Raw genomic sequence first — 15,190 nt, 5'->3', positions numbered from 1 at the left:
TTATTTCTTGACACTTATTTTTTCATAGTGTATATATTGTATATACACTATATATACAATATGCACATCTGATGGAGGTGATGATCATGAACATTGTAATTTCAACCAATAGTAAAGACCCGCTATTTGTACAAATAAAAGAACAAATCAAGCAGCATATTTTTACTGGGAAGTTAAAAGAAGGAGATGCACTACCTTCCATGAGAGTGCTCGCTAAAGAACTGCAGGTAAGTGTTATTACGACAAAGCGCGCTTATGAAGACCTTGAAAACGAAGGTTACTTAATTTCTGCTGTTGGAAAAGGTACTTTTGTAGCTGGTCAGCAGCCACATGTTTTGAAAGAATGGCAAGTACGCGAATTGGAGAATGATCTTGAAAGATTAGTAAAGACAGGTAAACAGGTCGGACTTTCAAAAGATGATTTCATACAATTAATCGATATTTATTATGAGGGGGAGAGTTAATATGAATGTGGTTGAATTTCAAAACGTTTCCAAGTATAGAAAAGATTTTTCAATAGAGAATTTAAGCCTAACTATTCCAAAGGGCTACATCACAGGATTTATCGGTCCAAATGGAAGTGGCAAAACAACAGCAATTAGTATGATGATGGATATTCTTAAGTTTGATGAAGGAGACATCAAACTATTCGGTAATTCCCATAAAGACCCAAACAATAAACAAAAAATAGGATTTGTTTATGATGACTTATATATGTATGAGGATTTCACCATACAAAATATGAAAGCATTCATTGCTCCACTTTATCATTCTTGGAATGAAGCACGATTTCAAGAGTATGTAGAAAAATTTGAATTACCAATGCGGAAGAAAATCAAGAAATTCTCTAAAGGAATGAAAATGAAAACTTCCTTACTATTTGCGTTAAGCCATGAGCCAGAATTAATCATCATGGATGAACCAACATCGGGACTTGATCCGGTTTTTAGAAGGGAGCTATTAGAATTATTACAAGAAAAGATGGTCAATGATAACCAAACTATCTTTCTATCCTCCCATATCACGACAGATTTGGATAGAATTGCTGATTATATTATTTTCATTAATAAAGGAATTCTTCTATTCCAAAAAAGTATGGCAGAGATTCAGGAGCAATTCCATGTTATAAAAGGGAACATAGAGATGATCGATGACGATACGAAGAAATTATTCACCGGTCTTCAACTGACAGACATTGGGTTTCGTGCATTATTCGAAGGAGATCCAGCACTGTTCGAGCCATTCGAAGATAGCATAATCATCGAGAAGGCTAGCTTAGAAGATATCATGTATTTCATGACTAGAAAGGAGATTTAGTCATGCAACATTTACTAATGAAAGAAATAAAAGTTTCACAGCTTTATCTCCTAATATTAATCGTTTTAATACCCTTATCATATGTGATGAATGTATCAAGCACAGGAATTAATATATGGGTTATACTAGGGTTTTTACCACTATTGTTTTATTTAGATAGCCAAAATAATGTAAACCGTTTTGTTGCAAGTATGCCTATTAAGCATATGCATATTGTTTTAGCACGATATCTAATCCTTATGATGATTACAACTGGTGCTTTACTATTCTTATGGTCAATTGATTATGTTGCCCATCAAGGTTTACCTTTTTTGAAAAACCACTCGTTTTCTGGCTATGACATTTTACAGCTAGTAACATTAAATGCATTGTTTTTATCGGTATATATCCCTGTCTTCTACTACTTTAAAAATTTTACGTATGCCATTACTTTCTTCCTTATTTCGTTTGTCATACTAGTCTATACATTTGCTGTTATTTCAGGAAATCCGTATCTTACGTTTGATGAACCAGTAATTGATTTTTTAGTTTACCTGCTATATAACCAGCCCATCATCCTGGTTGTCTTATCCTTAACCGTACTTTATGTTTCATTTAGGATTTCGTTACGTATTTTTGTAAGAAGAGACTTATTATAGGAGGGAAACAATATGCTTAGTTTGTTAAAGAAGGATTTATTCGTGAATAAAGCAACCGTTATTGCCGGCTTACTATTGGTTCCGATTGGTTATATAACCACTCTTCCTCCATTTTATATAAGCCTAGGATTAATGTTACCTTTAATCTTTATCCACCCATATATTATGGATTATCGTTCGAACATCAATCGTTTAATGATCAGTTTACCAGTTACTGCAAAATCAATTGTGACTAGTAGGTACCTATTGTTAATGATGATTTGGATAGCGGTTATTTTTTACCAATATTTGATTGGATTTATAGTGGAGGAAATTTTCAACTATAGTAGTTACATTTTCGGTTGGAAGGAGATCGTTATTCTTTTAAGCCTAGGTTTACTTTTATTATCAATCTATGTACCATTAACCTATTCATTTAGATCGTTAGTTATTGTGCTACTGCTTGTTGTTATTACGTACTTTATTATGTTCTTATTCACACTCGATGCTTTAGTGAACATACTAGAATTGAAGGACAATATCCTTTTTAATGACTTGGATCAAGGTGTGGTACCATTAATCGAAACCTATATACCATTTCATCCTTATTTGACATTACCTTTCGTAGCATTTTTCTTGTATTACTTATCCCTGAAGCTTTCCGCAAAGACGTTTACTGTCAAGTAGTTAGCTTGACAATTTCACTTAGACATGCGATAATACGTAATGTTACTAAAGTAACATATGAGTAAGCTGGCATTCTACAGTGTTTTTGTTGATGCTTATTCACACTGGCGCGACTAAAGGGTCGCAAGGACGTAAGAGCAGGTTGGGCTTACGTTGCTTAAGTTAGAAAACTCCAGTGGAAGACATACCGCGGTTAAGCGAAATTCGAACTCGGCAGCGTTACCGAGAAAAGCAACTTTTGATTTAACATACAAATTGAATTTCCCACCCGAGAAATCGGGATAATATAAAAAGAAAACGATGTGTTACTTTAGAAATCAAAGGGGTACTCTAATGATTAGGGTATCCCTTTTCCAATACATAATGAAATGAGGGTTAAGGATGAGCGAAACACTAATCGGTACGATTCAAACCATGACGGTTTCTCGTGAGATTGATAACGGATATGTTTTAGAAAAAGATATGACTGAAGCATTATTACATCACAATGAGACTGAAAGCAAGCTTGAACTTGGGCAGGACGTGGAAGTCTTTTTATATCAGGACAAGAAGGGCAACCTAACAGCTACTACAATACTTCCTTCTATATTAATGGATCACTACGGTTGGGCAAAGGTAGTGAATGTTCTGCCTGATTTAGGAGTATTTGTTGATATCGGAACGACTAAGGAATTCCTGGTATCGAAGGATGATCTACCATTGTTTGAAAATGTATGGCCAAAGGAAGAGGACTTGCTTTATGTGACGTTAGGGAAAGACCGAAAAGGGAGATTACTCGCAATTCCTGCAACGGAAGGTATTATTTGGCGAGACATCGAGCTTGCACCTGACTCCCTTCTAAATACAACAATTACTGGTAGAGTTTATCACACAAGTAGAGAAGGTTCGGCAATTATTACAGAGGAAGACTATCGAGGCTTTATCCATCATACGGAACGGAAGGAAGAACCACGCTTAGGTGAGCTTGTTCAAGGTAGAGTAATTGAGGTCAAGCATGATGGGACACTTAATGTTTCCCTCCGTCCGTTAAAGCAGCATGGAATGGTTGATGATGCTGCAATTATTTTACAACACTTAGAAGATCAAGATGGTGTGATCCCATTTAGTGATAAGAGCGATCCCGATGATATTCGTGGCACATTTAATATCAGTAAGGCCGCTTTCAAGCGAGCGTTAGGGAAGCTAATGAAGGAAGGAAGAATCGAACAACGTGAGGGAAAGACTTATTTGAAATAATCCTCCATGTTTCAAGTGAAAATTCTATAATGAAGTTTCTCATCATAAACGTCTAACGTATCTCCAATATAGTTAGGCGTTTTTTATTGATGGTTTTAGAAAAAATCATGATGTATCATGAATAGTACAAATAGTTTTCCAACAAGAACACAGTATGAATTGATGGGGCACTATCTTACAAGTGCCCTATTTTAATCATGTAGCTTAAGCGCGTGACTGACACTGGTTACTAAAAAACCAATTACAGCTGCAAACAGACAAGCTATTCCCCATCCACCAAGTCCTGCCCCAAATAGTTCGGTTTTATCTGCTACCGTTGTAATCATTAACAGCATCACTCCAGCAACAAATAGGAACACACTTGGAAAATAAGGTAAATAAGTCTTCGTTCCCACCTTAATAAAGATAAAACCGAATAATATTACCAAAACAGCTAACACAGATCCAATTGTCATCACAGATTCAACAATCATTTTCACTTCCCCATTTCTATTCAAATTGTTCATTTATATTATGTATATTTAGGAATAATTGAAATATTAATAAGTACTTATTAATGAAAGGGATTTCAACAAAAATGGAAGGAGTGAATGTATGAAAAAAAGTTTTCTGTGGCAAATACTCGCAGCATTTGTTTTAGCTATTATTGTTGGTTTGATTTTAGGAGATCGTGCGACGTATGTGCAACCTATTGGGGACTTATTCCTGCGGTTAATTAAGTTCATTATTGTACCTTTAATACTTGCCACTATTATTGTTGGTGTCACGAATGCAGGAAATATGAAAAAGCTTGGTAGACTTGGTAGTAAGACCATTGGGTACTATTTAACGACAAGCTTTATCGCTATAGCAATAGGACTTATGGTCGCCATCGTCCTTTCTCCAGGCACAGGGATAGATGTTTCATTAGATGAGGAAAAGATTCCTTCTGGTGAAACACAACCCGTCGTCGAAACACTGTTAAACATTGTTCCCACCAACCCAATTGAATCACTAGCAACTGCAAATGTTCTACAAATTATTTTCTTTGCAATCTTCTTAGGGGTTGGCATTACGCTAGTTGGAGAAAAAGCTGCGCCGGTTCAGCGATTTTTTGAAGGATTAGCAGAAGTAATGTACAAATTAACCAGTGTCATCATGATGTTCGTTCCATTAGGGATTTTTGGCTTGCTTACTCCGATTGTAGGTGAATATGGATTAGATGTATTGATGCCATTAATGAAGCTAATTCTTGCCGTGCTAATTGCTTGTGTCCTTCATATTCTCATCATTTATTCAATTGCTTTAAAATCTCTAGGAAAAATGAGTCCACTACACTTTTTTAAAGGTATCCTACCAGCAACTACTGTAGCTTTTACGACGTGTAGTAGCTCTGGAACACTGCCTGTCACTATGAAAAACACCCAGGAAAATCTAGGTGTATCGAAAGAAACAAGTAGCTTTGTCCTACCATTAGGGGCAACGATTAATATGGACGGAACAGCAATTTACCAAGGTGTTGCTGTCGTCTTTACCGCCCAATACTTTGGTGTGGATTTATCGATTTCACAATTTCTTATGGTGGCATTAGTTGCAACATTGGCTTCAATTGGAGCTGCTGGTGTTCCAGGTGCTGGTATGGTCATGCTTACAATGACACTAACTGCAGTAAATCTACCACTTGATGCTATTGCCCTCATCGCAGGAATTGATCGTATTCTGGATATGATGCGAACGGCAACGAACGTTATGGGGGATGCTACCGCTAGTGTGGTCGTAGAGCAATCTGAGAAAAAACGGGAAGCAGTAGCTTAGTAACATTACAGTAGGTAACCGTTCTACAAACGAAATATTACAGGAACTGGCAGTGTGTCAGTTCCTTATTTTATATACTTCAGATTGCCTTACAACAGCTTACGCTTTCTTCTGCTGATTTCTAAAAATTTTCAACACTAAAATATCTTATTTTTTCCAAAAATAGTGTAAACTATAATAGAAAGTTTTCTTTCAATACTTTTTAGGGGGAATTTGGATGCAGACATTTGAGAATTATACATATGAGCGACCTGATTTAGAGCAGGACAAAGTTAAATTCGCTGAGTTGTTGGATGCTTTTACCAATGCTTCTTCAGCGGAGGAACAAAATAAAGCTATTGAACAAATCAATGCATTCCGTAATCATTACTCAACACTTTTTAATCTTGTATATGTTCGTGCTTCAATTGATACGAATGATGAATATTACCAAAAAGAACGTGATTATTGGGATGAAGTTTCACCTGAGGTTCAAAAGCTTAACACTGATTTTTATAAAGAATTAATGAAAACCCCATATCGAGATGAGCTAGAGAAAAAATGGGGGTCACAACTATTTGAGATTGCTGACTATTCGATTAAAGCATTCGCTCCTGAAGTGATGGGGCTGTTGCAAAAAGAAAACAAGCTAACATCCGAATATTCGAAGCTAGTAGCTTCCGCACAGGTTGAGTTTAATGGCGAAACCTACACATTAGCTCAGCTTGGACCATTTCTTCAAGATAAGAATCGTGATGTACGTAAAAAAGCTATATCAGCAAGCTCTGGTTTTTTCGAAGCTAACGCTGAGAAGCTCGACGATATTTATGACCAATTAGTAAAGGTTCGTCACGAAATCGCAACGACATTAGGCTATAAAAACTTTGTTGAGTTAGGCTATGTGCGAATGATGCGTATTGATTACAATGATGAAATGGTAGCTAACTATCGGAAACAAGTTCAGGAATCGATTGTACCGCTTGTCTCCAAACTATATGAAAGACAAGCAGAGCGAATTGGTGTGGATTCCTTGAAGTTTTATGATGAAAGCTTCGAGTTCAAGACTGGTAATGCTACACCAAAGGGGTCACCTGAATGGATTATTGAAAATGGTAAGAAAATGTATGAAGAATTATCACCTGAAACAAATGAATTTTTCCATTACATGCTTGAACGAAATCTAATGGACCTAGAAGCGAAGAAAGGTAAGGAAGCTGGTGGATACTGTACGTTCATCGATGACTATGAATCTCCTTTTATTTTCGCGAACTTTAACGGTACTTCTGGTGATGTTGATGTACTTACACATGAAGCAGGTCATGCTTTCCAAGTATACTCTAGCCGCAATATTGGAATTCCTGAGTATATCTGGCCAACACACGAGGCTGCAGAAATTCATTCCATGAGTATGGAATTTTTCACATGGCCATGGATGGAGCTATTCTTCCAAGAGGATACGGAAAAATATAAGTTCTCTCATCTATCCAGTGGATTAAGCTTCTTACCTTATGGTGTGGCAGTAGACGAATTTCAGCATCTTGTTTACGAGAATCCAGAATGGTCTCCAGCAGATCGTAAAGAAGCATGGAAGAAGCTAGAGGAAAAATATTTACCACATCGTGACTATGGTGATATTCCTTATTGGGGTTCAGGAGCAATTTGGCAACGCCAAGGCCATATCTTCGAAGTTCCGTTCTATTATATCGACTACACGTTAGCACAGATCTGCGCATTCCAATTCTGGAAGCGTTCAAGAGAGAATCGAGAGGAAGCTTGGAACGACTATTTAAACCTATGTAAACTAGGCGGTTCAAAAGCATTCTTAGGTTTAGTTGAAGCAGCAAATCTTCTATCTCCTTTTGAAGAAGGAACAGTAGATTCTATCGTTAACACGATTGAAGAATGGCTTGATTCTGTAGATGACAAAGCACTATAAGGTAAGCTTGATTGAGTAAAAGAGGCTGGGACATAACTAAAAGGGAATTCTGAAAAGCCGAACGATAAACTAAACTAGATCCGGAAATATACGTAGACTCCTGCGGGAGGAAAGGCATCGGTGAGACCCTACAGTGCGTCAGCGCGAGGAGGCTCACCAGCCGCCCGCGGAAAGCGAAGTATATTTCCGGATCGGGATATATGCACTAGCTATAATCGTTCGTTTTTTCCTTGCTAAAAATACTTTTGTCCCAGCCCCTTTTTTATTTCCCCTCTGTTAAATAGTGATTTATAATACCCACTAATCGTTCACTGTTTTCGGAGGTAACATGTTCTGATAATCTAGCAGCAGCAATTATAGGTGCCCACTGTAAAATCTCCTCTTTAGACAAACTACTCTTCTCACAATATAAATGTAAGTAAAGTTCAGCCAAATCTGCTGACACTTGTAAATACAAAAGATATGTACGGTATACATCTGCACGGACATCGCCAGCACTAGAATCAACCCAATCTATTATTGCTACGTCAGTTGGTGTCATGATGAGATTGTAGACATGAAAATCTCCATGACAAAGTCTTTTCTTATATGTAAATGCTCCCAGTTTCTTCAGTAATGCTGTCTTCTGACTAATATCTAATATTGGTGCTGCCTCAATTTGACGCGCTAGTTTGTCAGACATTGGTTCAAGAGAATCAGGGCTAATCTGATGGATTTTTAGTTGTTCATCAACAGATACATTCATATAATAATCCGTTTTTCCCTCATCCTCCATTAGTAACTCACCAATTGTTTTCCCTTTTACATGCTCCATTACGATTGCTTGTCTGCCATCAATTTTTGTTACATCAATTATTTTCGGCACCGTCACTCCCAAAGAATAGACATACATCTGCTTTTCTGCTTCATAGGAGGCTTCATTATCTGGTAAATAGTCATGGAATACTTTTATTATTTTTTGATCCCACAAATAAATTGTCGCCGTGTTTCCTTTTGCTATAGGAGTGCCCAAAATCATTAGCTATCGCCCCTTCTCTTTTTTCTTATAACCCGTTTCTACTTCATTTTTGTTATTAACCATAAAACGTTAATTAAATAGTATCATATTTGCCGATCATACATTCCTAATATTTTCCAAAATAAATAAAGGTATTTTTAGATTTTTGTAGAATATGGTAAATATGCAGACAAAGGAGGAATGTATCATGAATACGGTAGATAAACAGTTAGAGGTAATGAATCGATAAAACAATAAAGGTGGAGATTAGCATAAGTATAGCAATGGTTGATGTAATCGTTACAAAGGTAAATCATGATTTTAATAACCGTGAACAAAAAATTTTAGAGGTGCTGTTATTAAATCTAGCTGCACACGCTAATGCGCAGACAACAAAACAAGATATGGCTATTAATCCGATTGAAGCAGTAGCCGGCCAAGTATTTTCAAAGCAATTTGCTTGGCAAAAATCAATATCAGAGGGAGTATATAAGGACTTTATAGAAGCTTTAGAAAGACGATTTCAAACTGCATTTAACATGGCTGATATAGAAAATGTTACCATTCACTTTCAAGAGAACGCTTATTTGCTAAACAAATAAATCAGAGAATATAAAGAGGATGGGACAAAACTAAAAGGTAATTCTAAAAAGCCGAACGAAAACTAAACTAGATTCGGAAATATACGTAGACTCCTGCGGGAGGGAAGGCATCGGTGAGACCCCGCAGTGCGCTAACGCGAGGAGGCTCACCAGCCGCCCGCGGCAAGGTAGACACTGTGAGGTTGCTCACGAACAGTTGTCGCCCCTGTACTGGAAGTGAAAGCGAAGTATATTTCCGGATCGGAATATAGGCGCAAGCCATAATCGTTCGTTTTTTCCTTGCTAAAAATACTTTTGTCCCAGCCTCTTTCAATATGATAGCAGCATTGACACCTAGCCTCAACACGAACAAAACAATATTAAAAGATGAAATAACAATAACATACTGAACTACTAAAACTAGAATAACTTCCTTCTAAGGTGGTCATGTATGAAGCGAAGGCTGTTGGATAGAATATTCCGCTTGCTACTAGCAATTCTCCAACGCTAGTAAATTTGATACCCTCTTCCTCACTTCTACAGGTAAAGATTGCTTTAATGCTTTTTCTAACAAGTTAGGATGTTTTACACCTGTCTTCTTCCAATAATTTTCAATTCGTAATGCTTTTACTTGCTTGCCTGGTATTAACCAGTACAATATATACCAATCCTCCAGGGAGCATAAAGGAATATCTACCCCACGAACGCTTCTATGATCAACGATTGATTCGTTATCAAACGCTATCTTATAAAGCCCTTCATTGTGCTCGATAGCAAAACCACCCATTATATCCACATCAATATTATCAATCTTATATTTAGCAAAATGTGTCGTTTGAAATGGCTTAGAGCGAATCACTGCTTTAGCAATTCCATAAGGTGATATGGTATGAATTAACTGGCGAGCGCTTTTTTCATCAACCAAAATATCGATGTCATTTGGTTTATCAATTAATTGATAATAATGAAGCAGAAGTGAGCCTCCTAACCCCCATGTAATTCCTTTTTGACCGATTCTCTCTCCAATAAAGGCTAAGACTTCATTCACATTAAAATTCCTTCCATATCATAATTCTTGCAATAGCAGTTTCCAATAATAAGATTCGTTCCTACTTAACATTATCGTATCATAATTGAGAATATGATTAACGTAGAGATTGTCTTAGAATCCATATAGCATTTATTTACACACCGTTTGATTGCCCTTCATAATTTTGTGATACACTATGCTTATACTTAACGATTAAAGGAGAATACCATGACATACAAGATCCTATTCTTAGATATTGATGGAACAATTCTTAAGCCAGACCATGCTTATAACCCTAAAACAAAAGAAGCCATCCAGCAGATTCAGTCTCAAGGTATTGAAGTTTTTCTAGCAACTGGCAGGCCAACGCATGAATTAAGTGACCTAGCGAACGACCTTCAAATTGAATCCTATATCGGCTATAATGGTGCCTATGCCGTTTACAAAGAGGAAAATATTCTAGATGCACCAATGAAGCGTGAAACGGTTGAAGCTTATTTACAAATTGCCAAAGAACATGGACATGAGATTATTCTATATACGAGTGAGAAAAACTATGTAACCTCCCTTGAATCGCCCTTCATGAAGAATTTTATGGAAATGTTTCAGTTAAAAAATACTGACCTAGTTCAAGAAGATGTAATGAGCTTTATACTGGGAGCTACAATATTAAACCTAAGAGCAGAAGATATTAAACTATATGAAATTGATGAGGATATAAGACTTTCCCAGGTAAATGTGAATGGAGCAGAGAATTGCTATGACGTAATCCGTAAATCTGTCAATAAAGGAGAAGCAGTAAAAATAGTATTGGAACGCTTGAACATACCAAGTGAACAAGCTATTGCCTTTGGTGATGGAATGAACGACAAAGAAATGCTCGAAACAGTTGGTGAAAGCTTTGCTATGGAAAATGCTAATCCTGACTTATTCCAATATGCGAAGCATAGAACGATTTCCGTGTCTGAAGCAGGTGTGTACATCGGTTTACAACAGCTTGGACTAGTCAAATAATATCGTTTTACGGAATTAAGGGGAAGAAATCATGACACAATACCTGTATCTGGCTTCACCTGTAAAACTACCAACAGGGGCATTCGGCCAAAGCCCTATATCTCCTGACAAACCTAACGTCTACCGGACTGAATATGACTTTACGCATCTTTACTTTGAGAATAATTATGATTCTGTATTAAAAAAGCGAGTTTCATTATGTCAGCACATAAGTTTTGAGTACCAGGTTACTGCCTATTCAAATGCTATTCCTAAACCACGTTCTATTACAGGATCACCAAATGAAAGGAAATGCTTAAGTCTACTTTATCAGTATCTAGAAGTTGCAATACGGGAGAGCGGTATCATTGAGTACTATACATGTATTAGTGGTCAAGAGGACCGTCCAATTTCAGATAGAAAAAGTTTCAGTTGGAGCAAGATAAAAGATCCATATGATTTGGTTATTGAGGATCGAGAGTTCATTGAAATAACCCTATAATTTTTTTACTGAAACAAAAAACTACGTATTTCATTACGAATACGTAGTTTTTTATTAACCTTATAACAATATTCCACCATAAATAAATGCACCCAGAATAACAAAGGCAGGATGTATTTTTATCCGTTCAATTAATAAGAAGCTTGCTATTGCAATGATTGCGGTGTGCACGAGCCCAATTCCTTCATACGATTCAAAGAAAAATCTCCAAGCCATTAAGCCTAATAAAATAGCGATTACTGGACGTACAAATAACGTCAGTCGTTTTACTTTTGGAGAATCTTTAAATTTATACAGTACACCTAGTAGTGCAATCATAATAATTAAGGATGGTGCCACAGTTGCAAATACACCGATAACCGCTCCAAAAACACCGCCAACCTCATAGCCAATATAGCCCGCCATCTTGGTTGCAATTGGACCAGGTAAGGAGTTGGCCACTGCTAACACTTCACTAAATTCCTGGACACTCATCCAACCATAGCGCACAACAACTTCGTTTTCTACTAATGGAATGGAAGCAGGTCCGCCTCCATATCCCAAAATACCAGGAATGAAAAATGCCATGAAAATTTCCCAATAAACTAGCATTATGATTTCACCCCTTTTTCTTTCTTTTTATCTCGAATCAATAATGCAGTTGCAATTAACACTGCGATAATGATTCCTGGATGAACATTCAAAATGTATAGAAAGACAAAGACAGCTACAGTCAATAGAATTGTCTGTATCCATCCCATTCCCTTTCTTGCCTTATCAAAAAATTGCCAAGTCAGGGTTGCCATCATCATTCCGACCACTGGTATTACTGCTGCAGTCATGCCTTTCACCCAGTCAATATCTTTAAAGGATGCTAGTGTAGACAATAAGACAATCAACAATACAACAGTTGGTAATACTGTTGCGAGTATTGCATTTAACATCCCGATAACACCAGAGACACGATAACCAATATAACCTGCCAGCTTTGTAGCAATTGGCCCTGGAAGTGTATTGGCTAATGCAAGCATATCGCCAAACTCCTCGTCACGCATCCATTTATACGTGTCAACAACCTCTTTATGAACGAGTGGAATAGAGGCTGGACCACCACCATAGCCAAGTATTCCTACTCGAAAAAAAGCTAAAAATAACTGCCATTGTGTTTTCATCGTAATGCAAATTCACCTTTCATTCCCGATTTACCAAGCTGCAACCGTTCCATCCGTTCTTGACTCTGTACCACCAACTAAAACACCAGTCTCTGGATCTCGCCAGATAATTTGACCACGTCCAAAGCTGTTCGGCTCCAGGGCAATTTTAATGTGATGACCCTTTTGAGCAAGGGACTGTGCTACATGATGTTGAAAGCGATTTTCAACCTCTACAATTTTATCCTTCATCCATTGCCAACGAGGTGCATCTAGTGCCGCTTGTGGATTTAGTCCAAAGTCAACGGTATTCATCACAACCTGTAAATGCCCTTGTGGTTGCATAAATCCTCCCATTACACCAAATGGACCAATTGGTATATTTCCTTTCGTCATAAAGCCCGGTATGATTGTATGATACGTACGCTTTCCACCTTCTAGCGCATTTACGTGATTGGGATCCATAGAAAAATTATGCCCGCGATTTTGGAGAGCTATCCCAGTACTTGGTACCACTAACCCAGAACCAAATCCCATGTAGTTACTTTGGATGTATGAAATCATATTGCCTTCACCGTCAGCAGCAGCCAGATATACGGTACCACTTGATGATGGGTCTCCAGCTTCAGGAAGTAGTGCCTCTTCTCCAATTAAGCTTCTGCGCTTTTCACCATAGGCATCGCTTAACAGCTCATTAACGGAAACCTTCATATGATTTTCATCTGTTACATATTTTTGACCATCAGCAAAAGCAAGCTTCATTGCTTCAATTTGTTTATGATACGTATCAACAGAATCTTTCTCAGAGAAGGTGAAGCCTTTTAGAATATTTAACGCTTGTAAAGCAATAATACCTTGACCATTTGGCGGTATTTCCCAAACATCATAACCACGGTAATTTACATGAATTGGTTTTACCCATTCTGGTTTAAATTCTGCTAAATCTTCTGCAGTTAGATAGCCACCGGTTTCCTTAGAAAATTTTGCTATCTTTTCAGCTAATTCTCCACGATAGAATGAATCCGCATTCGTCATTCCAATTGCGCGTAGGGTTTCTGCATGCCCTGCCGATGACCACACCTCACCAACCTGGGGTGCTCTTCCTTTCGGTGCAAAAGTGTCAAACCAATGCTGATAAACTTCGTCCGTTAATTTTTGCTTAAAGGATTTATATGCACCATTCCAGAACTTTCCTAATGTTGGTGATACTGGATATCCTTCAGAAGCGTATTGAATAGCAGGCTCTAATACCTCTTCCAATGGAAGCTTACCAAATTTTTCAGAAAGCTCCGCCCAAGCACCTGGAACACCCGGTACCGTTACTGGAATCCAACCATGTGTCGGAATTTCTTCATGACCTGCTTCCTTCACTGCATCAATGGAAATATTCTTTGGTGACTTACCACTAGCATTTAATCCATGTAACTCACCCTTTGTCCATACAAGTGCAAATGCATCTCCACCAATCCCGTTTGATGTAGGTTCGACAACCGTTAAACAAGCTGCAGTTGCAATAGCTGCATCAATTGCATTTCCACCTTTTTTTAATATCTCGAGGCCAGCCTGTGCTGCCAATGGCTGTGATGTAGCCACCATACCATTCTTCCCATATGTAGAATGTCTCGTAGTAGCATAAGGATATGATTGATGATCAAATGAAAGCATAGGGACACACTCCTTTTATTTTCTTCTGAATTTTATTTCATATTACGAAATAAATTTGTTAATGTCAATCTATCAATCTTCGTTAATAAACCATTTATCGTTATCCACTTTACTTTTAATCTATTTTTCTTCAATTAACTTTCTTTTTGTTAATTTATCTTCTATAATAGTATCAAAAATCATAGGGGCTGGTTTGATGAAGTACGATGAGATAGACAAGCAGTTATTGGAGCTATTATCCGAGGATGGAAGACTTTCCTATGTAGAACTAGCAGAAAAAGTCGGACTGTCACGCGTTGCAGTCAAAGACCGGATTCAGAATCTAAAGGATAAAGGAATTATTGAAAAATTCTCTGTGGTGATCAATTCGGAAAAGATGGGTAAAAAAGTATCTGCTTTTTTTGAGGTGGATGTTGAACCGAAACAGCTACAAGAAGTTGCCCAAAACCTGGCTGACAATCAAAATGTAGCGAGCATCTATCAAATGACTGGACCTAGTACGTTACATATGCATGTATTAGTGGAGGATTTCCAAAAATTAGAGACCTTTATCAATAATGAACTTTACTCAGTTGAAGGGATAACCCGTGTTGAAAGCTCGGTTATTCTAAAGCGTTTTAAAAGTCGCACTGGGTACAAACTATAACGCATATATAGGTATAAACGATAATCATAATAATACTACTGCGGCTTGTTTAAATACTATTTATCTAAAAACTTACTTAA

General features: G+C 37.4%; 17 protein-coding genes. 11 read left to right on the top strand and 6 right to left on the bottom strand.

From position 1 onward, the window contains the following. The first annotated feature begins 86 nt into the window (after window positions 1-86). The 5 genes from ABC228_RS15615 (at window position 87) to ABC228_RS15595 (ending at window position 3,857) form a co-directional block, all read left to right on the top strand. Window positions 87-464, top strand: a complete 378-nt coding sequence (locus ABC228_RS15615) for a GntR family transcriptional regulator (protein WP_345826105.1) — start codon at window positions 87-89, stop codon at window positions 462-464. 1 nt (window position 465) lies between these two features. After that, window positions 466-1,317, top strand: a complete 852-nt coding sequence (locus tag ABC228_RS15610; RefSeq protein ID WP_345826104.1) for an ABC transporter ATP-binding protein — start codon at window positions 466-468, stop codon at window positions 1,315-1,317. A gap of 2 nt (window positions 1,318-1,319) precedes the next feature. Continuing rightward, on the top strand, window positions 1,320-1,955 hold the full coding sequence (locus tag ABC228_RS15605; protein ID WP_345826103.1) for an ABC-2 transporter permease: 636 nt from the start codon (window positions 1,320-1,322) through the stop codon (window positions 1,953-1,955). 12 nt (window positions 1,956-1,967) lie between these two features. Next, window positions 1,968-2,621 (top strand): ABC-2 transporter permease, encoded by a 654-nt coding sequence (locus ABC228_RS15600; protein WP_345826102.1) that lies wholly within the window; start codon window positions 1,968-1,970, stop codon window positions 2,619-2,621. A 381-nt stretch (window positions 2,622-3,002) separates the two neighbouring features. Beyond that, window positions 3,003-3,857, top strand: coding sequence for a CvfB family protein (locus ABC228_RS15595; protein WP_345826101.1), 855 nt, complete (start codon window positions 3,003-3,005; stop codon window positions 3,855-3,857). A 191-nt stretch (window positions 3,858-4,048) separates the two neighbouring features. Here ABC228_RS15595 and ABC228_RS15590 read toward each other — a convergent pair whose 3' ends face one another. After that, on the bottom strand, window positions 4,049-4,330 hold the full coding sequence (locus tag ABC228_RS15590) for a hypothetical protein (RefSeq protein ID WP_345826099.1): 282 nt from the start codon (window positions 4,328-4,330) through the stop codon (window positions 4,049-4,051). Window positions 4,331-4,451: 121 nt separating this feature from the next. Between ABC228_RS15590 and ABC228_RS15585 the strand changes: the two genes are divergently transcribed. Then, window positions 4,452-5,651: a dicarboxylate/amino acid:cation symporter gene (locus ABC228_RS15585; RefSeq protein WP_345826098.1), complete on the top strand. Its 1,200-nt coding sequence runs from the start codon at window positions 4,452-4,454 to the stop codon at window positions 5,649-5,651. Window positions 5,652-5,868: 217 nt separating this feature from the next. After that, the gene (locus ABC228_RS15580; RefSeq protein ID WP_345826097.1) at window positions 5,869-7,566 is read left to right on the top strand and encodes a M3 family oligoendopeptidase; all 1,698 of its coding nucleotides are present in this window, start codon (window positions 5,869-5,871) and stop codon (window positions 7,564-7,566) included. Between the two features lie 262 nt (window positions 7,567-7,828). Here the strand turns inward: ABC228_RS15580 and ABC228_RS15575 are convergent, their stop codons facing one another. Then, a complete protein-coding gene (locus ABC228_RS15575) occupies window positions 7,829-8,584 on the bottom strand; it encodes a phosphotransferase family protein (RefSeq protein ID WP_345826096.1) in 756 nt (251 codons plus the stop codon). 263 nt (window positions 8,585-8,847) lie between these two features. On the opposite strand from ABC228_RS15575, the gene ABC228_RS15570 reads away from it, so the two are divergent. Beyond that, on the top strand, window positions 8,848-9,165 hold the full coding sequence (locus ABC228_RS15570; RefSeq protein WP_345826095.1) for a hypothetical protein: 318 nt from the start codon (window positions 8,848-8,850) through the stop codon (window positions 9,163-9,165). 469 nt (window positions 9,166-9,634) lie between these two features. Here the strand turns inward: ABC228_RS15570 and ABC228_RS15565 are convergent, their stop codons facing one another. Beyond that, a complete protein-coding gene (locus ABC228_RS15565) occupies window positions 9,635-10,192 on the bottom strand; it encodes a nucleotidyltransferase family protein (RefSeq protein WP_345826094.1) in 558 nt (185 codons plus the stop codon). 210 nt (window positions 10,193-10,402) lie between these two features. On the opposite strand from ABC228_RS15565, the gene ABC228_RS15560 reads away from it, so the two are divergent. Together ABC228_RS15560 and ABC228_RS15555 are read left to right on the top strand one after the other, a co-directional pair. Beyond that, a complete protein-coding gene (locus tag ABC228_RS15560) occupies window positions 10,403-11,188 on the top strand; it encodes an HAD family hydrolase (RefSeq protein ID WP_345826093.1) in 786 nt (261 codons plus the stop codon). Window positions 11,189-11,219: 31 nt separating this feature from the next. Further along, window positions 11,220-11,669 (top strand): hypothetical protein, encoded by a 450-nt coding sequence (locus tag ABC228_RS15555; RefSeq protein WP_345826092.1) that lies wholly within the window; start codon window positions 11,220-11,222, stop codon window positions 11,667-11,669. A gap of 60 nt (window positions 11,670-11,729) precedes the next feature. On the opposite strand, the gene ABC228_RS15550 is transcribed toward ABC228_RS15555, so the two are convergent. Genes ABC228_RS15550 through ggt form a run of 3 tightly spaced genes read right to left on the bottom strand, consistent with a single transcriptional unit; the run spans window position 11,730 to window position 14,464 of the window. Then, window positions 11,730-12,260: a chromate transporter gene (locus ABC228_RS15550; protein WP_345826091.1), complete on the bottom strand. Its 531-nt coding sequence runs from the start codon at window positions 12,258-12,260 to the stop codon at window positions 11,730-11,732. Then, the gene (locus ABC228_RS15545; protein WP_345826090.1) at window positions 12,260-12,820 is read right to left on the bottom strand and encodes a chromate transporter; all 561 of its coding nucleotides are present in this window, start codon (window positions 12,818-12,820) and stop codon (window positions 12,260-12,262) included. Before ABC228_RS15545 ends, ABC228_RS15550 begins: the two co-directional genes overlap by 1 nt. 30 nt (window positions 12,821-12,850) lie before the next feature. After that, a complete protein-coding gene (gene ggt, locus ABC228_RS15540; protein ID WP_345826089.1) occupies window positions 12,851-14,464 on the bottom strand; it encodes a gamma-glutamyltransferase in 1,614 nt (537 codons plus the stop codon). 196 nt (window positions 14,465-14,660) lie between these two features. Between ggt and ABC228_RS15535 the strand changes: the two genes are divergently transcribed. After that, on the top strand, window positions 14,661-15,110 hold the full coding sequence (locus ABC228_RS15535) for an Lrp/AsnC family transcriptional regulator (protein WP_345826087.1): 450 nt from the start codon (window positions 14,661-14,663) through the stop codon (window positions 15,108-15,110). Window positions 15,111-15,190 lie beyond the last annotated feature (80 nt).

The organism is Ornithinibacillus xuwenensis (assembly GCF_039614845.1).
Taxonomy (GTDB): Bacteria; Bacillota; Bacilli; order Bacillales; family Amphibacillaceae; genus Ornithinibacillus; species Ornithinibacillus xuwenensis.
Note: the sequence above shows the minus strand (reverse complement) of the source record. Positions and strands in the feature narration are given on the sequence as shown.